The organism is Metapseudomonas boanensis (assembly GCF_018704125.1).
Lineage (GTDB): Bacteria > Pseudomonadota > Gammaproteobacteria > Pseudomonadales > Pseudomonadaceae > Metapseudomonas > Metapseudomonas boanensis.
This window is the reverse complement of sequence record NZ_JAGTIS010000003.1, coordinates 372,697-393,986: the sequence shown is the minus strand read 5'-3', so window position 1 is coordinate 393,986 and position 21,290 is coordinate 372,697. Positions and strand designations below refer to the sequence as shown.

General features: G+C 62.9%; 19 protein-coding genes and 3 tRNA genes. 12 read left to right on the top strand and 10 right to left on the bottom strand.

All coding sequences use genetic code 11. From position 1 onward, the window contains the following. Positions 1–314 precede the first annotated feature (314 nt). The 3 genes from J7302_RS09360 to J7302_RS09350 are packed head-to-tail and all read right to left on the bottom strand — an operon-like array spanning position 315 to position 3,473. Complete coding sequence (locus tag J7302_RS09360) at positions 315–1,652, bottom strand: sigma-54-dependent transcriptional regulator (RefSeq protein ID WP_215372987.1); 1,338 nt, start codon at positions 1,650–1,652, stop codon at positions 315–317. Between the two features lie 2 nt (positions 1,653–1,654). Continuing rightward, positions 1,655–3,247 (bottom strand): sensor histidine kinase, encoded by a 1,593-nt coding sequence (locus J7302_RS09355; RefSeq protein ID WP_349814434.1) that lies wholly within the window; start codon positions 3,245–3,247, stop codon positions 1,655–1,657. Further along, complete coding sequence (locus tag J7302_RS09350) at positions 3,237–3,473, bottom strand: PP0621 family protein (RefSeq protein ID WP_215373029.1); 237 nt, start codon at positions 3,471–3,473, stop codon at positions 3,237–3,239. The genes J7302_RS09355 and J7302_RS09350 overlap by 11 nt, the downstream gene beginning before the upstream one ends. A gap of 185 nt (positions 3,474–3,658) precedes the next feature. Here J7302_RS09350 and J7302_RS09345 point away from each other — a divergent pair, with 185 nt between their 5' ends. After that, a complete protein-coding gene (locus J7302_RS09345) occupies positions 3,659–5,290 on the top strand; it encodes an NAD+ synthase (RefSeq protein WP_215372983.1) in 1,632 nt (543 codons plus the stop codon). A gap of 227 nt (positions 5,291–5,517) precedes the next feature. On the opposite strand, the gene J7302_RS09340 is transcribed toward J7302_RS09345, so the two are convergent. Next, a complete protein-coding gene (locus J7302_RS09340; protein ID WP_215372981.1) occupies positions 5,518–6,537 on the bottom strand; it encodes an outer membrane protein assembly factor BamD in 1,020 nt (339 codons plus the stop codon). Between the two features lie 148 nt (positions 6,538–6,685). Between J7302_RS09340 and rluD the strand changes: the two genes are divergently transcribed. The 3 genes from rluD to clpB all read left to right on the top strand — a co-directional run bounded on the left by rluD (position 6,686) and on the right by clpB (position 11,295). Continuing rightward, positions 6,686–7,660 (top strand): 23S rRNA pseudouridine(1911/1915/1917) synthase RluD, encoded by a 975-nt coding sequence (gene rluD / locus J7302_RS09335; RefSeq protein ID WP_215372978.1) that lies wholly within the window; start codon positions 6,686–6,688, stop codon positions 7,658–7,660. Then, positions 7,657–8,382 (top strand): peptidoglycan editing factor PgeF, encoded by a 726-nt coding sequence (gene pgeF, locus J7302_RS09330; protein WP_215372976.1) that lies wholly within the window; start codon positions 7,657–7,659, stop codon positions 8,380–8,382. Before rluD ends, pgeF begins: the two co-directional genes overlap by 4 nt. A gap of 348 nt (positions 8,383–8,730) precedes the next feature. Beyond that, complete coding sequence (clpB, locus tag J7302_RS09325) at positions 8,731–11,295, top strand: ATP-dependent chaperone ClpB (RefSeq protein ID WP_215372973.1); 2,565 nt, start codon at positions 8,731–8,733, stop codon at positions 11,293–11,295. A gap of 209 nt (positions 11,296–11,504) precedes the next feature. Here clpB and J7302_RS09320 read toward each other — a convergent pair whose 3' ends face one another. Beyond that, entirely contained in the window at positions 11,505–11,837 is a 333-nt protein-coding gene (locus J7302_RS09320) for a PilZ domain-containing protein (RefSeq protein ID WP_215372972.1), read from the bottom strand. Between the two features lie 19 nt (positions 11,838–11,856). After that, entirely contained in the window at positions 11,857–14,148 is a 2,292-nt protein-coding gene (locus J7302_RS09315) for a DUF1631 domain-containing protein (RefSeq protein ID WP_215372970.1), read from the bottom strand. A gap of 205 nt (positions 14,149–14,353) precedes the next feature. Here J7302_RS09315 and J7302_RS09310 point away from each other — a divergent pair. From J7302_RS09310 to J7302_RS09300, 3 genes are all read left to right on the top strand, one after another. Continuing rightward, a tRNA-Asn gene (locus J7302_RS09310) sits at positions 14,354–14,429 on the top strand. A 9-nt stretch (positions 14,430–14,438) separates the two neighbouring features. Next, a tRNA-Pro gene (locus J7302_RS09305) sits at positions 14,439–14,515 on the top strand. Between the two features lie 9 nt (positions 14,516–14,524). Then, a tRNA-Lys gene (locus J7302_RS09300) sits at positions 14,525–14,600 on the top strand. A 170-nt stretch (positions 14,601–14,770) separates the two neighbouring features. On the opposite strand, the gene J7302_RS09295 is transcribed toward J7302_RS09300, so the two are convergent. From J7302_RS09295 to J7302_RS09280, 4 genes are all read right to left on the bottom strand, one after another. Further along, positions 14,771–15,484 (bottom strand): substrate-binding periplasmic protein, encoded by a 714-nt coding sequence (locus J7302_RS09295; protein WP_215372968.1) that lies wholly within the window; start codon positions 15,482–15,484, stop codon positions 14,771–14,773. A 45-nt stretch (positions 15,485–15,529) separates the two neighbouring features. Next, positions 15,530–16,828: an NAD(P)/FAD-dependent oxidoreductase gene (locus tag J7302_RS09290; RefSeq protein WP_215372966.1), complete on the bottom strand. Its 1,299-nt coding sequence runs from the start codon at positions 16,826–16,828 to the stop codon at positions 15,530–15,532. A 60-nt stretch (positions 16,829–16,888) separates the two neighbouring features. Then, positions 16,889–17,062: a DUF3094 family protein gene (locus tag J7302_RS09285; protein ID WP_215372965.1), complete on the bottom strand. Its 174-nt coding sequence runs from the start codon at positions 17,060–17,062 to the stop codon at positions 16,889–16,891. 316 nt (positions 17,063–17,378) lie between these two features. Continuing rightward, on the bottom strand, positions 17,379–18,005 hold the full coding sequence (locus J7302_RS09280) for a DUF1780 domain-containing protein (protein ID WP_215372964.1): 627 nt from the start codon (positions 18,003–18,005) through the stop codon (positions 17,379–17,381). Between the two features lie 134 nt (positions 18,006–18,139). Here J7302_RS09280 and J7302_RS09275 point away from each other — a divergent pair, with 134 nt between their 5' ends. The 5 genes from J7302_RS09275 (at position 18,140) to J7302_RS09255 (ending at position 20,953) form a co-directional block, all read left to right on the top strand. Next, positions 18,140–18,562 carry a GNAT family N-acetyltransferase gene (locus J7302_RS09275; protein ID WP_215372963.1) on the top strand — a complete coding sequence of 141 codons (423 nt, stop codon included), beginning with the start codon at positions 18,140–18,142 and terminating at the stop codon, positions 18,560–18,562. Positions 18,563–18,566: 4 nt separating this feature from the next. After that, complete coding sequence (locus J7302_RS09270; RefSeq protein WP_215372962.1) at positions 18,567–19,034, top strand: FAD/FMN-containing dehydrogenase; 468 nt, start codon at positions 18,567–18,569, stop codon at positions 19,032–19,034. Beyond that, positions 19,031–19,720 carry an energy-coupling factor ABC transporter permease gene (locus tag J7302_RS09265; RefSeq protein WP_215372961.1) on the top strand — a complete coding sequence of 230 codons (690 nt, stop codon included), beginning with the start codon at positions 19,031–19,033 and terminating at the stop codon, positions 19,718–19,720. The genes J7302_RS09270 and J7302_RS09265 overlap by 4 nt, the downstream gene beginning before the upstream one ends. A gap of 246 nt (positions 19,721–19,966) precedes the next feature. Beyond that, positions 19,967–20,182, top strand: coding sequence for a hypothetical protein (locus tag J7302_RS09260; protein WP_215372960.1), 216 nt, complete (start codon positions 19,967–19,969; stop codon positions 20,180–20,182). A gap of 237 nt (positions 20,183–20,419) precedes the next feature. After that, positions 20,420–20,953 carry an REP-associated tyrosine transposase gene (locus J7302_RS09255; protein ID WP_215372959.1) on the top strand — a complete coding sequence of 178 codons (534 nt, stop codon included), beginning with the start codon at positions 20,420–20,422 and terminating at the stop codon, positions 20,951–20,953. The last annotated feature ends 337 nt before the right edge of the window (positions 20,954–21,290 follow it).

Sequence of the window (21,290 nt, the reverse complement as noted above, 5' to 3'; positions counted from 1 at the left end):
CGTCCAGAACCATGCTGGCAGCCTTGAGTTTGAATTCATTCGAGTAGGACTTACGCATTCCGACATACCTCAGATTTGGGCCATCATAGCGCCCGAGTGAGGTGTCCAAAATCATTAAGCCAGTTCAAGCTCGCTCCTACAGGGGGGCGGGCGGCGGGCTTTTCGTAGGAGGCAGCTTGCTGGCGAATGCGGGGGTGGTGTTCGCGAGCAAGCTCGCTCCTACAGGGGTGGGCGGCGGGCTTTTGGTTGGAAGCGAAAGCGGAGGATGTTCGCGTACAAGAATTCGGCGTCCCCCCCTCGCTCCTGCAGGCGGATCAATCTATGCCCAGCTTCTTCAACCGATAGCGCATCGAGCGGAAGGTCAGGCCCAAGCGCTGGGCAGCAGCGGTGCGGTTCCAGCGCGTCTCTTCCAGCGCCTGCATGATCAGTTTGCGCTCGATCTCTTCCAGGTAGTCCTCAAGGTTATCGATCTGCGACAGGTCCGCTTCGCCCGTCTCGCCGTTGCTGGTCGCCTCGGTCAGCCGCAGATCACGGGCCTGGATCTGGTCGTCCTCGCAGAGGGTGTAGGCGCGCTCGAGCATGTTCTCCAGTTCGCGCACGTTACCCGGGAAGCGGTAGCACTTGAGTTTGTCCAGTGCTTCGGTCGTGAGCCGCGCAGCGGGCAGGCCGCTTTGCTGCGCCAGGCGTTTGAGCATGGTCTCGGTAAGCAGCGGAATGTCTTCGCGGCGTTCGCGCAGGGGCGGTACGCCAAGTTCGATGACGTTCAGGCGGTAGTAGAGGTCCTGACGGAAGCGCCCAGCGGCCACTTCGGCGGCGAGGTCCTTGTGCGTGGCGCTGAGGATGCGCACGTCGACCACCACTTCCTGCTGACCACCAACGGTCCTTACGGCCTTTTCCTGAATGGCGCGTAGCAGTTTCACCTGCATTGGCAACGGCAGGTCTGCCACTTCGTCGAGGAACAAGGTGCCGCCATTGGCCGCCTGGAACAGGCCCTGCTTGTCTTCGAGCGCGCCGGTGAAGCTGCCTTTCTTGTGGCCGAAGAATTCGCTTTCCATCAGCTCCGAGGGAATGGCGCCGCAGTTCACCGGAACGAAGGGGCGTTCTGCGCGCGGCCCTTGCTCGTGGATCAGGCGTGCCACCAGCTCCTTGCCGCTGCCGGATTCGCCGCTGATGTAGACCGGCGCCTGGCTGCGGGCAAGTTTCTGGATCTGATTGCGCAGGGACTTCATCGGCGGCGAGTCGCCCAGCAAGCGACTATCCACCGGCGCTTCGCTGGCTTCCGGATTGCTGAGACGCAGGGCCGTATTGACCAGTTCGCGCAAGCGGCCGAGGTCAACGGGCTTGGTGACGAAGTCGAAGGCGCCGGCCTTCAGGGCGTTCACGGCAGTGTCGAGGCTACCGTAGGCAGTGATCATCGCTACCGGGACCAGCGGGTGGCGCTGCTGGATGTACTGCACCAGGTCAAGGCCGGTGCCATCGGGCAGGCGCATGTCGGTCAGGCACAGGTCGAAGGGTTCGCGCGCAAGCCATTCGCGGGCTTCCTTGAGATTGCGTGCGCTGCGGGTGTCGAGCTTCATGCGCCCGAGGGTGATCTCCAGCAATTCGCGGATATCGGGCTCGTCATCGACGATCAGGGCTCTCTGTCGGGTCATGGTCAGCTCAGTTTGCGCGGATGGGCAAAGGTGATGCGGAAGCAGCTGCCGCCTTGCTCGCGGGGTTTGTAGTCGAGGCGAGCCTGGTTGCTCTCGCAGAGTTCACGGGAAATATACAACCCGAGCCCCGTGCCTTTGTTTTCGGTGGTGTAGAAGGGCTCGAAGATGTGCGGTCGGTGCTCTTCCGGCACGCCCTCGCCGTCGTCCTCGACCTCGAGCACCGGCAGATCGCTTTCCGGGTCGCGGAACAGCTTGAGCCAGACCTGGCCTTGCGTGTGCTTCTGGGCGCTGTAGCGCAGGCCGTTCTCGACCAGGTTGGTCAGGACCTGAGTCAGCTGGTGCGGGTCCATGCGTGTCTGCAGGGTGCTGCCAATGCTGGCCAGATGGAGGGTCTGGTTAGCACTGGCGGAGCTGCGAAACTCACTGGCGAAGCGGGTCAGCCAGTATTTGAGGTCCAGCAACTGAGGGTCTGACTGGCGGCGACGGGACAGTTGCAATACGTTCTCGATCACCAGGTTCATGCGTCGTGAATGGTCCTGGATGATCTGCGCCAGACGCCGGTCGGGTCCTGGCAGGTCCTCCGACTCATGCAACAGCTGCGCAGCATGGCTGATGGCCCCAAGCGGGTTGCGGATTTCGTGGGCGATGCCCGCGGTGAGGCGCCCCAGGGAGGCGAGCTTCAGTTGCTGGGCCTGCTGCGCCACCTGGGATATATCGTCGAGAAACACCAGGATGTTTTCCTGCCTGCCCTGGGGTAGGGGAACGAAGCTGGGCTGCAGTGTCGGGCCGTCAGTGAAGGCCTGGAAGCTTGGCGGTCGCAACGTGGGGTTGCTGACCCACTGTTCGTAGCAATGCAGCAGCTCCGGGCATTGCGGGGCAAGCGGCTTGCCGGCAAGACCTTCCTTGCCGAGCAGGGTCTGGGCGCCCTGGTTGGCCAGGAGGATACGGTGCAAGGGGTCCAGTACCAGGATGCCGGTGCGCATGCGCTCGAGGATCTGCGCATTGAGCGCTTCGAGGTTGGCTACGTCCTCCGCCCGTTGCTCGGCCAGGCTTTCGCTGCGTTGCAGTCGCTTGCTGGCGGCCTGGACGAACAGCGCAGCGGCGAAGCAAAGGGCGCCCAATGCGCCGGCCTGGACGAACTGGCTGGACACCTGCGGGTAGATGAGGCTGAGGTAGAAGGTCAGGTAGATCAGGCCGATGGCCGCCACCGCCGCCACCAGCAGACCGATGCGACCGCGCAGCAGTGAGTTGGAGATCGCCACCGAGACGATCAGCAGGTTGCCGATGCCGCTGGGAGTGCCGCCTGCAGCGAAGAACAGGCCGGACAGCAGCAGCACATCCACCAGGGCAAGGCTGAATATCTGCACCATGCGCCGGGGTTGGGCGACCAGCGTCGCGACCAGTACGTTAAGGATCAGGTAGAACCAGCTGCCCTTGCGGAACAGGTCCGCATTGACGGGGTTCAGCAACTGGTCGTCGAGCTCGCTGGAAATCAGTAGCACGAGTAGCAGGCCGATCGACAACCGATAAAGGTTGTAGAGGCGGAAAATCCGTCGTGCCTGCGGACCGACTCCGTTCAGGCTCTCAGCGCTCACCAGAGCTCTTGTCCTGTTCGAGGTGGGCCTGACTGCAGTACCAGCGGTCATCGCGGGACAGAGCATGGGCACGCGGCAGGTGAACACCGCACTGGGCGCAGCGCACCATGGGCTGGGTTTCATCGTCCTGGCGTGGGGCAGGGCGCGGCGGGGTTGGGGTCTTGAACCGGCGCCAGAGCCAAATGGCGGCGAAGATCACGGCAATCCAGAACAGCAGGCGAAACATCCTGTTGGTGCTCTCATCTAGTTTGGAGTCTGGCAGTTTATCCAAGCCGGTTGTCCACGCACAGAGACCAGCCGCACGGCTGTGGAGCCTTGGGCAGTATCCGCTGCGCGTGATGCGGAGTATGGTGGCGCTGAGACGCATTCCACGGTGCTCGGCGCATTGTGGACAACGCTGAGGAGGCGGCCATGAGCCAAAGCCTGCGGGTCGTGATGGCGCAGCTCAATCTGCGAGTCGGTGATGTACACGGCAACGTGGAACGAATCATCGAGGCCGCGAATTCGGCGCGGGAACTCTGGGAGGCGGACGTCATCGTCTTTCCGGAACTCGCACTGAGCGGCTATCCACCGGAGGACCTGCTGCTGCGCTCCAGCATGCAGCGGCGTATCGAGCAAGGGCTGCAGCGGCTGCGCGAGGAGGTTCGCGGCATCTACCTGGTGGTTGGCTACCCCTGGCTGGACGCTGACGCGCGCTACAACGCCTGCGCAGTGATCGCCGACGGCGAACTGCTGGCCACCTACTTCAAGCAGAAGTTGCCCAACTACCGGGTCTTCGACGAGAAACGCTACTTCGAGCCTGGCCAGCAGGCCTGCGTGGTGGATATCAAGGGCATTGCCGTGGCCTTGTCGATTTGCGAGGACATCTGGTTCCCCGAACCTATGGCGCAGGCTCGCGCAGCGGGGGCCCAGCTGATGCTGAGCTTGAATGCTTCCCCATTTCACCTGGATAAACAGCGCGAGCGGGAGGAGGTGCTGGCCGAGCGCGCCGCCGAGGGCGAGATGCCGATCATCTATGTCAACCAGGTAGGTGGGCAGGATGAGCTGGTCTTCGATGGTGGCAGTTGCGTCATCGATGTCTATCGCGCGGTTTGCCAGCGGACACCAGCGTTCATCGAAGGGTTGTATCCAGTCGACCTGCAGTGGCAAGGCGACTGCCTGAGGCCGCGCCAGACTCATTGCGAGGAGCTACCCGGCCTTGAAGCCAGTGTCTACCAGGCACTGGTGGTAGGCGTGCGTGACTACGTGCGCAAGAACGGTTTCAACGGTGTGGTGCTGGGGCTGTCCGGCGGCATCGATTCGGCCCTGACCCTTGCCGTGGCCGTTGATGCCCTGGGGGCGGAGCGGGTCGAGGCGGTGATGATGCCTTATCACTACACCGCGCAGATCAGCCAGGAGGATGCCGAGGCCGAAGCGCGGGCCCTGGGCGTCAGTTACCAGGTTCTGCCAATTGCCGCTGCTGTCGATGCCTTCATGCAGACGCTGGCGCCGGTCTTCGATGGCTCCCCGCGCGACACCAGTGAGGAGAACCTCCAGGCCCGCTGCCGAGGCACCATGCTGATGGCCATTTCCAACAAGAAGGGCTACCTGGTCCTGACAACTGGCAACAAGAGCGAACTGGCTGTGGGCTATGCCACGCTCTACGGCGACATGGCGGGCGGTTTCGACGTCCTCAAGGATGTACCCAAGACCCTGGTATTTCGCCTGGCCGAGTATCGAAACAGCCATGGGCGGGTGATTCCGCAGCGGGTCATCGAGCGCCCGCCTTCGGCTGAGCTGGCGCCGGGCCAGTTGGACGAGGACTCGCTGCCGCCGTATCCGTTGCTGGATGAAATCCTCAAGCTCTACATCGAGCATGACCTCTCGGCCAACGCCATCATCGCCGAGGGCTTCGATGAGGATACGGTCAACCGGGTGCTTCGGCTGGTCGATCGCAATGAGTACAAGCGACGCCAGGCGGCGATTGGCATAAGGGTTACCCAGCGCGGATTCGGTCGCGACCGGCGCTATCCGATCACCTCGGGGTGGCGGCTGGGGGATTAGGCGGTTCGATCCAGCGCAATGCCTTGCGCCGAAGGAGCGAGGAGGGCACCGGGTTCTTGCCCGCGAATCTCGGCCGCGCCTTTGCTGTAGGAGCGAGCTTGCTCGCGAACCACGGTAGCGAATTCGCCAGCAACCTGGCTCCTGCAACGAGCTCTGCGCTCGCATGATCCAGATGGATATGAAAAAGGGAGACCCTTGGGCCTCCCTTTTCGCATTCAGGCGTTGCTTTAGTCGAAGATGCCGAAGGTCATGCGGCTGAACCAGGAGCGGTCGCTGCTGGTGGCTTCTGCTTCGTGTTCTTCTTCCTCGACCGCTTCCTGGTTTTCCGGCAGCAGCTCCTCGGGGATCGCGTCCTTGGCGTCCTGGTACTGGCGGATCACGTCTTGAGCCGCACGGGTCCCGCCTGGAGGAGGAGGGGTTTCGCTTTCGATCAGGCCGAGGGTGGCCTTGGCCAGCCAGGAGCGGTTGTCCGCTTCCTCTTCGCGCGGCACGAACTGGCCGTCCACCAGGGTCGGGTGATCCGGGTAGTTGAGCTTCAGGGTTTCCAGGCTGGTAGCGGCCAGGTCGTTGAGGCCCAGACGCTGGTAGGACTCGACCATCACCGCCAGGCCGTCGCCGACAGCCGGGGTTTCCTGGAAGTTTTCCACCACGTAGCGGCCGCGGTTGCCGGCGGCGACATAGGCCTGGCGGGTCAGGTAGTAGTGGGCAACATGGATTTCATAAGCAGCCAGCAGATTGCGCAGGTAGATCATGCGCTGCTTGGCGTCAGGCGCGTAGCGGCTATTCGGGAAGCGGCTGGTCAGTTGGGCGAATTCGTTGTACGAGTCGCGTGCGGCGCCCGGGTCGCGTTTGGTCATGTCCAGCGGCAGGAAGCGCGCCACCAGGCCGCGGTCCTGTTCGAAGGAGGACAGGCCCTTCAGGTAATAGGCATAGTCGACGTTCGGGTGCTGCGGGTGCAGGCGAATGAAGCGGTCGGCGGCGGAGCGTGCGGCCTCGGGCTCGGCATTCTTGTAGTAGGCGTAGATCAGCTCAAGCTGCGCCTGTTCGGCATAGCGGCCGAAGGGGTAGCGCGATTCCAGGGCTTTCAGCTTGGCGATTGCGGGGGTGTAGCTGCTGTTGTCCAGATCGGCCTGGGCCTGCTGGTACAGCTCAGCCTCGCTGAGGTTCTCGTCCACCACTTCCTTATTGGAAGAACAGGCGGCGGTAAGGGCGAGAATGGCGATCAGCAGCAGGTGTTTCACTTGCATGGCGGCTTGCGTCCCTGTGACGGCTAGCTGTCGTGGCTGGAGCCGTCCTGTTATGATGGGCGCCCCGGAACCCCCGGGACAAAGACGCAGTATTTAACCACAAGCGCGTAACCGAAACCAAAGGCTGCGCCCCCCTCCGTTCCCGAGCATGTCTTCCATTACCAAGCAGGTCATTCAACTCAGCGCCGAGGTCCCGTCCGAAATGGGTGGGCAACGTCTCGATCAGGTCGCTGCACAACTCTTTGCCGAGCACTCCCGGTCCCGCCTGTCCGGCTGGATCAAGGACGGCCTCTTGAAGGTGGACGGCAAGGTCCTGCGCCCGCGCGATATCGTGCATGGCGGCGCGCATCTGGAACTCGAGGCCGAGCAGGAATCCCAAGGCGAGTGGGTGGCTCAGGACATCGAGCTGAACATCGTCTATGAAGACGACCAGCTGCTGGTGCTGGACAAGCCCGCCGGGCTGGTGGTCCATCCGGCGGCGGGGCATGCCGATGGCACTCTGCTCAACGCCCTGCTGCACCATGTGCCGGGCCTGGCCAACGTGCCGCGCGCGGGCATCGTCCATCGCCTGGACAAGGACACCACCGGCTTGATGGTGGTGGCCAAGACCCTGGAGGCCCATACCAGCCTGGTCGCGCAACTGCAGGCGCGCAGCGTGAGCCGTATATATGAGGCCGTGGTGGTTGGTGTGATCACCTCGGGCGGCAAGGTCGATGCGCCCATCGGTCGCCACGGCCAGCAGCGCCAGCGTATGGCGGTGGTCGCTGGCGGCAAGCCTGCGGTCAGCCACTATCGCGTGCTGGAGCGCTTCCGCTCGCACACCCATACCCGCGTCAAGCTGGAAACGGGCCGTACGCACCAGATTCGCGTGCACATGGCCTACGTGAACTTCCCGCTGGTGGGTGACCCGGTCTACGGCGGCCGCTTCCGTATTCCGCCGGCCGCGAACCCGACCATGGTGCAAACCCTCAAGGAATTCCCGCGCCAGGCCCTGCATGCCCGCTTCCTGGAACTGGACCATCCGATAACGGGCGAGCGCATGAAGTGGGAGTCGCCGCTGCCGGATGATTTCGTCTGGCTGCTGAGCCTGCTGCGCCAGGATCGCGAGTCCTTCGAGCAATGAACAGCTGGCTGACGCCTGACTGGCCCGCACCTGCCAATGTGCGAGCTTGCGTCACCACCCGTGACGGTGGCGTCAGCCTGCCGCCCTTTGAGGGCCTCAACCTTGGCGACCATGTCGTCGATGACCCCCAGGCTGTACAGCACAACCGGCAGGTCCTGAGCTCATCGCTGGGCTGCCAGCCTGCCTGGTTGAGCCAGGTCCATGGCGTGCGCGTGGTCAAGGCCGATCCCGCTTCGGTGGAACAGGCCGATGCCAGCTGGACCGATACGCCCGGCATTGCCAGCGCCGTGCTGACCGCAGATTGCCTGCCGGCGCTGTTCTGTGACCGTTCGGGCACCCGTGTCGCGGCTGCTCATGCCGGTTGGCGCGGACTGGCCGGCGGTGTGCTGGAAGCGACGCTGGACGCGCTGGCCGTTCCGCCTGGCGAGGTACTGGTCTGGCTGGGGCCGGCGATCGGCCCGGAGGCGTTCGAGGTCGGACCGGAAGTGCGTGAAGCCTTCCTCGCCTGCCACGCGGAAAGTGCGGCGGCTTTTCGTCCCAGTCTCAATGACGGGCGTTACATGGCCGATATCTACCAGCTCGCGCGTATCCACCTCGCCGCGCGGGGCGTCGAGGCCGTCTTCGGGGGCGGTTTCTGTACGGTCAGCGACCCACGTTTCTACTCCTACCGCCGCTCGCCGCGCACCGGGCGTTTTGCCAGCCTGGTCTGGCTCGCCGAGTGACCTTCGTGGTCACCCTGGCGGGTTCGTGAACTCGCTGCTATAGCCCCCCCCCCCACGCCCCCGCCCCTCCTGTAGGAGCGAGCTTGCTCGCGAATATAGCCCCGTGTTCGCCAGCAAGCTGGCTCCTACAAAAAACACCGCCCGTCCTCCTGTTAAGAGCTCGGTGTCCTCTTGCTCCTACAAGATGGGATGTCCAGCCTGACGGTTTCCCGTAACGCCACATGATGTCGATCAATTCGCCGCCAGTTGAATCGCACAGAATCATCCCTATCTAAGCTTCATCCCGAGGGCTTTTCGTATGTGGCGCCTCCATCGCGCCGGCCCGCTATCTGAAGAAAGGACGAACCCATGCGAATCGATCGTTTGACCAGCAAGCTGCAACTGGCGCTTTCCGATGCCCAGTCCCTGGCAGTTGGCCATGACCACCCAGCCATCGAGCCCCTGCACCTGATGCTTGCCCTGCTTGATCAGCAGGGTGGCTCGATCAAGCCCCTGTTGATGCAAGTCGGATTCGACGTCATGGCCTTGCGCCAGACGATGACCAGCGAGCTCGACCGGCTGCCGAAAATCCAGAGCCCGACGGGTGATGTGAACCTCTCGCAAGACCTGGCGCGCCTGCTCAACCAGGCGGATCGCCTGTCCCAGCAGAAAGGTGACCAGTTCATCTCCAGCGAGCTGGTGGTGTTGGCTGCGATGGACGAGGGCACCCGTCTGGGCAAGCTGCTGCTGGGCCAGGGCGTGACCCGAAAGGCGCTGGAGAATGCCATCGCCAACCTGCGTGGTGGCCAAGCGGTGAATGACCCGAATGCCGAGGAGTCGCGCCAGGCTCTCGACAAGTACACCGTGGACCTGACCAAGCGCGCCGAGGAAGGCAAGCTCGATCCAGTCATCGGCCGTGATGACGAAATCCGTCGCACCATCCAGGTCCTGCAGCGCCGCACCAAGAACAATCCGGTGCTGATCGGCGAGCCGGGTGTCGGCAAGACCGCCATCGCCGAAGGCCTGGCCCAGCGCATCGTCAACGGCGAAGTGCCGGACGGCCTCAAGGACAAGCGCCTGCTGTCGCTGGACATGGGGTCGCTGATCGCGGGCGCCAAGTTCCGCGGCGAGTTCGAGGAGCGCCTGAAGGCTGTGCTCAATGAGCTTTCCAAGCAGGAAGGCCGGATCATCCTGTTCATCGATGAGCTGCACACCATGGTCGGCGCCGGCAAGGCCGAGGGCGCCATGGATGCGGGCAACATGCTCAAACCGGCGCTGGCGCGCGGTGAGCTGCACTGCGTCGGCGCGACCACGCTGGACGAGTACCGCCAGTACATCGAGAAGGACGCCGCCCTTGAGCGGCGCTTCCAGAAAGTGCTGGTGGATGAGCCGAGCGAAGAAGACACCATCGCCATCCTGCGCGGCCTTAAAGAGCGCTATGAAGTGCACCACGGCGTCACCATCACCGATGGCGCGATCATTGCCGCGGCCAAGCTGTCGCACCGCTATATCACTGACCGCCAGCTGCCGGACAAGGCGATCGACCTGATCGACGAAGCCGCCAGCCGTATCCGCATGGAGATCGACTCCAAGCCGGAGGCGCTGGATCGCCTGGATCGCCGCCTGATCCAGCTGAAGATCGAGCGCGAGGCGCTGAAGAAGGAAGACGACGAGGCCACCCGCAAGCGCCTGGCCAAGCTGGAGGAGGACATCCAGAAACTCGAGCGCGAGTACGCCGACCTCGAGGAAATCTGGAAATCCGAGAAGGCCGAGGTGCAAGGCTCTGCCCAGATCCAGCAGAAGATCGAACAGGCTCGTCAGGATATGGAGGCCGCCCGGCGCAAGGGCGACCTGCAGCGCATGGCTGAACTGCAGTACGGGGTGATCCCGGACCTGGAGCGCAGCCTGCAGATGGTGGACCAGCACGGCAAGACCGAGAACCAGTTGCTGCGTAACAAGGTCACTGACGAAGAGATCGCCGAGGTGGTTTCAAAGTGGACCGGCATCCCGGTGGCGAAGATGCTCGAGGGCGAGCGTGAGAAGCTGCTGAAGATGGAGTCCATGCTGCACCAGCGCGTGATTGGCCAGAATGAGGCCGTGGTCGCCGTCGCCAACGCCGTGCGTCGCTCGCGTGCCGGGCTCTCCGACCCGAATCGCCCAAGCGGCTCCTTCCTCTTCCTCGGCCCGACCGGGGTGGGCAAGACCGAGCTGTGCAAGGCGCTGGCCGAATTCCTCTTCGACACCGAAGAGGCCCTGGTGCGCATCGACATGTCCGAATTCATGGAGAAACACTCGGTTGCCCGCCTCATTGGCGCCCCGCCGGGCTATGTGGGCTATGAGGAGGGCGGCTACCTGACCGAAGCGGTGCGTCGCAAGCCTTATTCCGTGGTGCTGATGGACGAAGTGGAGAAGGCGCACCCAGACGTCTTCAACGTTCTCCTGCAGGTGCTCGAGGATGGCCGTCTGACCGACAGCCACGGCCGTACCGTGGACTTCCGCAACACGGTGGTGGTGATGACCTCCAACTTGGGGTCGATGCAGATCCAGGAGCTGGTGGGCGACCGCGAAGCCCAGCGTGCGGCGGTGATGGATGCGGTCAGCACCCACTTCCGGCCGGAATTCGTCAACCGCATCGACGAGGTGGTGGTCTTCGAGCCCTTGGGCCGTGAGCAGATCGCCGGTATCGCCGAGATTCAGCTGCAGCGTCTGCGCAAGCGCCTGGCCGAGCGCGAGCTCAACATCGAGCTGAGCCCGGAAGCCCTGGACAAGCTTATCGCCATTGGTTACGACCCGGTCTATGGCGCACGCCCGCTCAAGCGTGCGATCCAGCGCTGGATCGAAAACCCGCTGGCCCAGCAAATCCTCGCTGGCCAGTTCGTGCCTGGCGCGACAATCGCGGCCAGGGTGGAAGGCGAGGAAATTGTCTTCGCCTGATCCCGGGAATGAACAAGCCCCGCACTGCGGGGCTTGTTCATTGTTGTTGGCTAATGTTGACGTGCTCATTGGGATCGGGAGCCTTGGCGGAGCGAGCTTGCTCGCGAAACCAACCCCGCCTTCGCCAGCAAGCCGGCTCCTACGGAGTGGCCGCCCGTAGCGGCGAGCTTGCCCGCGAACATAGCCGCGCCTTCGCCTACAGAGCTTTATCACATCTGGTGGAGCAAGTTCTCCAACAGCGCCTCCTGATCCTCGGCCAGATCGATGATATGGAACCCTGCCCAGCAATGCTGGCCATCGGCTGCGGGGCGGGTCCATAGACAGTCGGCGCCCAGGCGAATCTCTTGGACACCCTCGATAGGGGAGAGGGGAATCAATCGGCACTCCCAGAGCGAATCGCAGGTCAGCAGTGCTTCGCTGAACAACATGAAGCCGTCCATCGACAGATCGACAATGCGGCCCAGGCGCTGCCCCGTGTGCGCATCGACAACCTCCAGCAGAAGCTCTGTCGAGCGGCGACCTTGCTGGCGACGTTCTTCCATGGTTGCTCCTTGAAAAGCTTCAGGCTGTGCGCCCGGTAAAGCGTTGCAGCACTCGGTAGATGGTGTTCATCGCACGATCGACCAGCGGTGCGCTGCGTTCGCTGGGAAGCAAGCGGATCAGTCCTTGCTCCATGTCTTGGGCCAGCTGGGCAATCGGCATGATAGCCACCCGCTGGCCACTATGGTCGACGAACATGTAGTTCCGTGTCGTTGGGCTGAACCAGGACAGCTTCAGCGTACGAACCTGCGGGCCATCAACGAATTCGAACCAGGTGCCGAACTCGATATGTGCGAGATCCCGCGCCAGTGCCAGGGCTCGGGGTGAAAGGCTGGATGGACTCGGCGTAGTGGCGAGTTCTGCGTCCTGCCCCAGCATTTCGCCGAGCTTGCTGTCCGGCAGGGCGCTGGCGATGCGCGCGGCAACCTGCGGTTGTTGCGACTGGATGGCATGTTGGCAGGCAACCAGGTCCTGCAGCAGGCGGCGGATGCCGTCCTCATGGTAGCCGCCGAGCAGTTCGAGGCCTTTGCGCAAATCCTCCAGCAGCGGAACGCGCAGCTGCTGGAGACGCTCGCGCCCAGTCTGGTCCAGCGGGGTACCGCTCCAGGCCAGTTGCTCCGCCACCTCGACCGAGCGCTGCCATTCGCTGCTGCGCTCACCATGACGCAGGAGCACGAAGACCAGCACATCGGCCCAGGTCTGTTCGAGAAAGCGCTGCATGGCTCCAGGAAGTTCGCGTCCCTCCAGGGCATTGCTGATGGCATCGACGGCCTGCTGGCGAGCGCCCAGCAGTTTGTCGCGCCCTTTGGCGGCTTCGACGGCGCGCTGTTCGCGCAGCTCGACCTTGTGGCGCAGTGTCCCGACATACGCGTTGAACTCATCCAGCAGGCTGTCGAACAGCAGCAGGTCGCCACTGAAGCCGTGGGCAACGCGCTCCACGACCCAGTGCATCTTCGAGAGCAGGCCGTGCTCCTCGCCCTCGCCCGAATAGAGCACACCGGCCTGGGCCATGCTGTTGAGCAGGCGTCTGGCAGGGTGGTGGTGCTGGGTGAAAAGCGCTTTATCCAGCAGGGCAACCTTCAGATAGGGCGTGTGCAAGTGGGAGAGGGCGGTCTTGTAAACGTCGGCCAGGCTATCGTCGTCAAGGATGAAGTCGAACAGCATGCCCACCAGGTCGATCACGTCCGCCTCGAGGTCCGCGACCTTCTGCTGCCCCGGCAGGCGGCTGTGGCTTTCCAGTTGTTGCTGCAGGTCGGCCTTGAGCCCTTCGACGCGTTGGGGTTGGCCTATCCGGTTGGCCAGTTCCTGCGCGGATTGCTTTTGCAGGCGATTGAGCGCTTCCAGCAACTCCGATGCGGTGTAGACCCGAGTCGCCCCGCTGGGTGCGAAGCTGGAAATACTGGGCGTGCCACCAGGCAGCGGGGAGCGGTCATGGTGCAAGCGCCGTTCCCCGAGCAAGGAGGTCAGGCCGCTGAAAAGCTGCCCAGGGTCGCTGGGTGGGGGGGCGCCCGGGGTAAAGGGGGCGCCCGTTGTGGAAACAGTGGGTTGGAACGGTGGAGCGCTACCGGTTGGGGGGCGCAGTTGAGCATTCGGGGCGGTGGTCGAACGCTGAACGGTGTATTTGAGGTCGGGTAACACGCCTGCCTGCACCAGACGCTGGTTCAGGGCATCGTAGATGCTGTCGAGCCCCAGCATCACATGCCGCTCGAACAGCATGTAGAGGATGGTCTTTATGCGCATCTGGAAGGGGCAGGGCACCAGGGCCTCGCGAAACGCCAGGGCCACCGCTAGCGGGCCGAAGGGGTTGTCGTCGTCGCCCAGCTTGCGCCCATTGTTGAGTACGGCCAGGCGCTGATCCAGCGCAAAGAGCGATTGCGTGCAGCGCGCCTTGACCCGGCTGACCATATTGGTGACCAGCAGCGTCTCTTCGAAATCCTCGTCTTGCACCAGTTCCAGGTGATCGGCATTAAGCTCACCAGCGTTGAGCTCAGGCTTGAGTTTGCCTTCCAGGAAGTCGTCGAACTGCCGGGCGATGCGTTGGTGATAGGCGCGTTCGATCTGCGGGCGCTGCTTGCGGATGTCGCGCATGCTGTCGAAGAACAGCGTCTGCACCTGGTTGTTCTCGGCCTTGTCCGCGCATTCGAAGAGTGTGTCGTCGACTTGGCCGAAGACACTGCCCATGTGTTCCGCCAGGCGATTCATCACCAATTTGCGGCAACCCTGCACGAGCTCCCCGAAGCGCGGCTGGATGCCGCGGCTGGCGAGGTTGGTCGCGGGGGGCTGAGTGGGTGGGGGTTGGTCGTGGTTACTCATAACGATCCTGTGTAGAGACAGGCAGAGCGCCCGGCCTGAAACGATCTCTCCACGGCTGAGGTATAGCACTCGGACGATTATCTGCAAATCATTGTCATATTTCGCTTTTTAAGGCTTGACATGTGTTTCTGGAACCGTAAAATGGCGCGCCTCTGAAGCGCTAAACCAAATACAGGTCAGCGCCGAAGAGTTGGAAGACCGAAGTTCCGCGATAGCTCAGTCGGTAGAGCAAATGACTGTTAATCATTGGGTCCCTGGTTCGAGTCCAGGTCGCGGAGCCAACTTCCAGCCGGGGTATAGCGCAGTCCGGTAGCGCGCCTGCTTTGGGAGCAGGATGTCGGGAGTTCGAATCTCTCTACCCCGACCACCTTACATTGGGTCGTTAGCTCAGTCGGTAGAGCAGTTGGCTTTTAACCAATTGGTCGTAGGTTCGAATCCTACACGACCCACCACAAAAGACTTCGCATGAAGTCCGAGAAAGCCCGCAAGCCAGTAGCTTGTGGGCTTTTTTGTTTTTCTGGCTGCCTCCGTAGGAGCGAGCTTGCTCGCGATTCTCACTCCGCCTTCGCCAGCAAGAACCCGGGTCCCCTGGCTCCTACAAAAAACACCGCCCTGCGGGCTCTCAGGGGCTGACGCCCAGGTCCTCTATGGCCTGGTCCAGGCGTTTTCTCAGGGCGTCGTCCACGGCCTTGCTGCACATCAGGTAGCGCAATTGGCCCGCCGGGATATCCGGCATATTCAGTTTTGTCAGCTTCGCATCGCGTAGATCGGCTTCGGCGAGGATGTAGGGCAATTCCCGTTCGTCGATCAGCGTGAAGTCGATCCGCTCCGCAGCCAGCATGCGCACCGTCTGGGCGGGAGGTGCCGTCACTTTATGGCTGCTGGCCGTCTTCAGCATGTGGTCCAGCCCACCGTAGGAGAAGCCGTCGACCAGGCCCAGGCGCAACGGGCTCTGCACCAGGGCGGACAGGCTTGAATAACTGCGGATCTGTTCGGCCAGGCTATTGCGAGTCAGCACGAGCATGGGGGCGTCGCGGTGGATGGGTCTGGAAAACCAGGCGAACTGTTGCCGCTCAGGTGTCTTGAACCAGCCGATCGAGCAAGCCGCATCACGTCCTTGTTGAAGTTCGTGGAGGATGCGCTTTGCCGGACGCGCGTCGAAATGCACAGGCACATCCGCCTTGCTGAAGATCGCTCGGGCGCGTTCCAGCAGGAAGCCCGTCGGCTCGCCGCGTTCGGTGTGGTAGTAGGGTGGTTTCTCGATGTAGTAGACCGTCAGCGACTCGGCGTTGACGAAGGTCGGGAGCAGCAGGCACAGCAATAGGAAACTGCGCATAGGGTGATTCGATCCGAGAATGCCCATGCGCAGTATAGGTCCGGCTTAGTGCAGCTTCAGCCGCGGGTCGGTGCTGCGGCCGATCCGGTCGCTCAGCATCAGCAGGAAGGTTCTGAAGGTGCCATAGAGCGCCATCTGGTGCATGCGGTAGAGCGAGATGTAGAACATCCGCGCCAGCCAGCCTTCCAGTTTGACGCTGCCCATCAGGTTGCCCATGAGGTTGCCGACTGCGCTGAAGCTGGAAAGGGATATCAGCGAACCGTAATCCTTGTACTGGTAGTCCGGCAGGGGCTGGCCTTCCAGGCGCAGCTTCATCGATTTGACCAGCAGCGAGGCCTGCTGGTGCGCGGCCTGGGCGCGCGGCGGCACATTGCGCTCGCTGCCGTCGCCAAGCGGGCAGGCCGCGCAATCGCCAAAGGCGAAAATATCGTCGTCGCGAGTGGTCTGCAGGGTGGGGCGCACCACCAGTTGGTTGATGCGGTTGCTCTCGAGGCCATCCAGATCCTTCAGGAAACCTGGCGCGCGAATACCAGCCGCCCACACCTTGAGGCTGGCGGGAATCTGTTGGCCCTGGGCGGTGACGAGCCCGTCAGCCGTGACTTCCTTGACTGCGGCGCCGGTCATCACCGTGACGCCCAGTTGCTCCAGGGTGCGGTGGACCGGGGTGCTGATGCGCTCCGGCAGTGCGGGCAATACGCGTGGGCCGGCTTCGATCAGGGTAATGCGCATGTTCTCCGGCTGGATACGGTCAAGCCCGTATGCCGCCAGTTCATGGGCCGCGTGGTGCAGTTCGGCCGCCAGCTCGACACCGGTAGCGCCCGCGCCGACGATGGCCACGCTGATCTGGTCGTTCGCATTCTGCTGCGCGTGGGCACGCAGGTAATGGCTGAGCAGCTTACGGTGGAAGCGCTCGGCCTGCTCGCGCGTGTCGAGGAAGATGCAGTGCTGCGCAGCCCCTTCCGTACCGAAGTCATTGGTGGTGCTGCCAACGGCCAGCACGAGGCTGTCGTAGGCCAACTCCCGCGCCGGAACCAGCTCTCGGCCGTCCTCGTCATGGGTGGCGGCCAGCTGGATGACCTTGCGCTTGCGGTCCAGCCCGCTCATGCGGCCGAGCTGGAATTCAAAATGGTTCCACTTGGCCTGGGCGACGTAGTTCAGCTCGTTCTCCGTGGAGTTCAACGAACCGGCAGCGACTTCGTGCAGCAGGGGTTTCCAGATATGGGTGAGGTTGGCGTCGGCCAGCACGACCTTGGCCAGGCCTTTCTTGCCGAGGGTTCTACCCAGGCGGGTAGCAAGCTCCAGGCCGCCGGCGCCGCCGCCGACGATCACGATCCGATGGGACATGGGACATTCTCACAAGGCTATAGGAATTCGGTGTCGCCGAGGGCGAGCGCAGGAGGCAGCTCATAGCACCAATCGGCTCAGGAGGCGGCTGAGAATGCCCAGGGCAATGACCACGGCCAGCAATATCCACACCAGGCGCCAGGGTCGGAACGGCTGGCGTTCGACCTGGTGCTGCGGCAGGTTGAGGTACTGGTCGACCTTCTGCTGGTCTTCGGGAGTCAGGCGGCTGGGCATGGAGGCCTCGACTGGGGAGTGTGGGGCATTCTAGCCGGCGTTCTCACAGCGGCTCAACGCGAAGCTCGAATAATTCAGCTCTGTCTGCGTTGCCTATTGCGGGTTATCGGTACACGGATGGCGGGCCGTTGCCCTTGTAGCGAACGCACGGCAGACGTCCACGATTTCGGCGTCCCCATCGCTCCGACACAGGAGAGACAGGACAGTCGTGCTTTTGCAGGAGCCAGGGGCGCCGAGTTCTTGCTGGCGAAAGCGTGGCAGATGTTCGCGAGCAAGCTCGCTCCTACAGGAGATGCACGGCTTGATGGCGGCGGGCTCACAGGCCTACCCCGACATCGAACAGGATCGTTCGGCCCAGGTTGCTGCGCAGGAAGTCAGGCGCATCGGCGTGGGCGAACAACACGCGGGCGAAGTTCGACCCCACCAGTGAAAGCGAACGCCAGCCTTGGCGCAGGAATTCGGTGGGCGGCGGAAAAGGGCTGTTGAAGTCCGGTGTTTCGCGTTTCAGGTTGACGAAGGCCAGCAGGTCGAGCTCACTCACGTCGAGGCCACGCTCGTTGTAGTTGCTGGCTTTCTTGCGCAGCGTGGGTGCCAGGCGCGCCTGGAGCTCGGCGGCTGGGATTCGCTTTGGGCGGCTTTCACGGCGCACCAACTGACTGAGGGAAAACGCGCTGCGCCGGCGCTCCAGTTCCGCGCGCCATTCTTCATTCAGGCGACGGCCTTCATCGAGCACGAAAAAGACCTCGAAGTTGGCGTCGCGGTACTGCACGTCTGGCGGCTCTTGCCCGGTGCTGAAGTCGTCCAGGCGATAGGGGAGGTTGAGCGCTTGCAGCAGGCGCTGACAGACCCAGCGCTCCCGTTCCCACTTGCGGGCATTGGACAGGAAGTCGTTGGCTTGCTCGGCCTGCCGCGTCAGCAGGCGCAGGTAGTCGTGCTCGTTCATGTTCTGGAGCTTAGCCTCATGGCCCCGTCCCTGGGTACCCCCGAGCCTGCAACTGCGTGAGGGTCGCGACAAATGCGCACAGGTCGTCCGGCCGAGCGCCGGTGTACACTTCTAAAGCCTTTCGGGAGCCTGCCATGCGGATTCGCTCGATCCACCCCGCCGATCACGCCCAACTGCTTCAACTCTGGCGTCGCACGCCGGGCATTCGCCTGCGCGCCGAGGATGAATTGGAACCGTTTTGCGCGTACCTGCAGCGCAATCCCGAATTGAGCTTGCTGCTGGAAGACGACGCCGGGCATGCCGTTGGCAGCTTGCTGGTGGGGCATGATGGACGTCGCGGTTACCTGCAACACCTGCTTGTCGATTCGCCCTTCCGGGGCCAGGGCTGGGCAAAGGCTCTGCTGCAGGAAGCGCTGCGGCGCCTGGCTTTGCTGGGCATCCGCAAGTCCCATGTTTTCGTACTTGAGGATGCGCCCGAAGCCCTTGCCTTCTGGCAGATGCAGCGAGGCTGGGCAGCGCGCGATGACATCCGGGTTTATTCCACGACTGGAGACTGAATTGATGCGGATTGGCTTGGGATTGGCTCTCTGGCTACTGGCCTCACTGTGCCAGGCGCTGGAGCAGGGTGAGCGCCTGGCACCGTGGACATTGCTCGATCAGTTCGAGCAACCCTACAGCCTAAATGACGAGCTGCAGGTGCTGCTGGTCGCTCGTAGTATGGACGGCGCCAAGCTGGTCAAGGGTGCCCTCGAGGGGCAACCCAAGGGCTACCTGGAGGGGCGGCGCACGGTGTTCGTGGCGGATATCAGCCGCATGCCGGCTCTGGTCTCCAAGCTCTTCGCCCTGCCAGCGATGCGTGATTACAACTACCGCGTGTTGTTGGACCGGGAGTCGAGGGTGGTCAGCCGTTACCCCGGCGATGAGGCCAAGGTGCTCTGGTTGCGACTGGACCATGGCGCGCTGGTCGAGCAGCGCGAGTACGACAGCGCCGCGGCATTGCGGGAGGCTCTGGAGTCGCTCGCGCCGTGATCGCTGCCGAGCTCCTGTCCACGACCAGCCTGGGCCTCGGCTGGGCGGTCTATCTGCCTGTGCTGGCCTGGGCCGCCTGGCGCGCGCCCTGGGTGGAATTGTTCAGCGATACTCGCCGTCAGCATCTGCTGTTCGGTACCGTGCTGGCGGTATTTCTACTGTGGCTGTTGAGGCGGGACTTTGCCTCCGGGCTGTCGTACCACCTCATCGGCATGACGGCGGTAACCTTGCTGCTGGACTGGCCACTCGCGATCCTCGGCGGCCTTGCCGCCCAGCTTGGTCTGCTGGTGCTCGGCCGCCAGGACCTGGCTGCAATGGGCATCAACGGCGTATTGCTGGTGCTATTGCCGGTCCTGGTAACCGAGTTGTGTGCGATCTGGGTCGAGCGCTACCAGCCGCGCAATCTGTTCGTCTACATCTTCTGCTGCGGGTTCTTCCCGGCGGCGCTGGCGGCCTTGGTGTGCGTCCTGGTCGGGCTTGGGCTGCTGTGGAGCGACGGCATCTTTCCCATGCCGCCGTGGCTGGAGGATTTCATCGGTTACTTATGGCTGGTGATGTTCCCGGAAGCCTTCATCAACGGTACGGCGGTCACTGCCCTGGTGGTGTTCTGCCCCGAGTGGCTGGAAACCTTCAATCGAACCCGCTACCTGCAAGCGCCCTGGAAGGACGACGAAAGTCCCCGCTGATACCACCCGATTCATGCGCTGCATGGCTTGCTGGCGATTGACCTGCATCAACCGGCCTGCTGTTCCCAACCCCAAACTGCAATCTCATAGAGCCCTGTAGGAGCCAGCTTGCTGGCAAATGTTGGAGATGCTCGCGAGCAAGAACTCGGCGCTCCTCTCGCTCCTACAGCGGGAGGCGGCGATCGGTCGAAATCCAATGGCGGATGTGAAAAGCGACATCCACCCAACACACTGGAGGAACGCAGAATGGGCATACATGATTGGGCGCGGGACTCGCTGCGGCAGGCGTTAGCCGACGCCGTGCAGGAAAACTTCACTGAGGAGCAAGCACTGCGGGCCATGTTGAGCGTGGTGGTAGAGCGCAGTGCAGCTCTCCGCTCCGCCGACGACCTGGCTCAGGAGTTGATATTCCTGGCGGACAATCTCGATCCGGACCGTGACTACACCTTCATGCGCCCGTGAGGGATCAGGTCGTCGTACGCTTCCGGATTTCCACCCAAGCAATCCGTCCATTCGCTCAGGGCAACGGCATTGCTCCTTGCCTGTCGCGTCCATGGGCTCTGTCCTCGGCGCCTAAGAAACGCTTACTCACCTAGCGGCCAGACCGCTCCCGAAAGCTCAGCCGGGGAACAACGCAATTTCGTAGGATGTGGTTGAGCGAAGCGATACCCATCAAATCACTGGCAAGGAAGCCTTTCGATGACCAACTACCGCCGCGACCACACCCCAGGCGCAACCTGGTTCTTCACCCTGAACCTCGCCGACCGCGACAGCCGTCTGCTCACCGACCAGATCGACCTCCTTCGGGCCAGCTTCCGCTACTGCCTGAAGCGCCATCCCTGGAACATTGACGCCATCGTCATCCTTCCCGATCACCTGCATGCCCTTTGCACATTGCCCGCAGGCGATGCCGATTACGCTCTGCGTTGGCGACTGATCAAGACCGGGTTCTCCCGCGTCTTGCCCCGGCGAGAGCAGGCTTCGGAAAGCAGATTGAGCAAAGGCGAACGGGGCATCTGGCAACGCCGTTTCTGGGAACACCGCATTCGCGATGATGCGGACTTTGCGCGGCATGTGGACTACATCCATCACAACCCACGTAAACACGGCTATGTGGAACGGGTGGCCGATTGGCCGTGGTCGTCGTTTCACCGGTATGTGAAGGCGGGAATCCTGCCGCTCGATTGGGCTGGGGATGGAGGCGACGTGGAACATGGTGCGGGGGAATGGTGATGGGTTTCGCAGGCGCAAAGGAACGCCGCTCGCCCCCTCCTTGTGCTGACCACGGGGATACCCATCAAATCACTGGCAAGAAGGGTGATGGATATCGCAGGCTCAGCGGAACGCCGCCCGACCCCTCCTTGTGCTGACCACGGCGATAGCCGTCAAATCCGCAATGATGGGTATCGCTTCGCTCAACCCATCCTACGTGCTCACCTAGCGGCCAGACCGCTCCCGAAAGCTCAGCCGGGGAGCAACGCAATTTCGTAGGATGTGGTTGAGCGAAGCGATACCCATCAATTCACTGGCAAGAAGGGTGATGGGTATCGCAGGCTCAGCGGAACGCCGC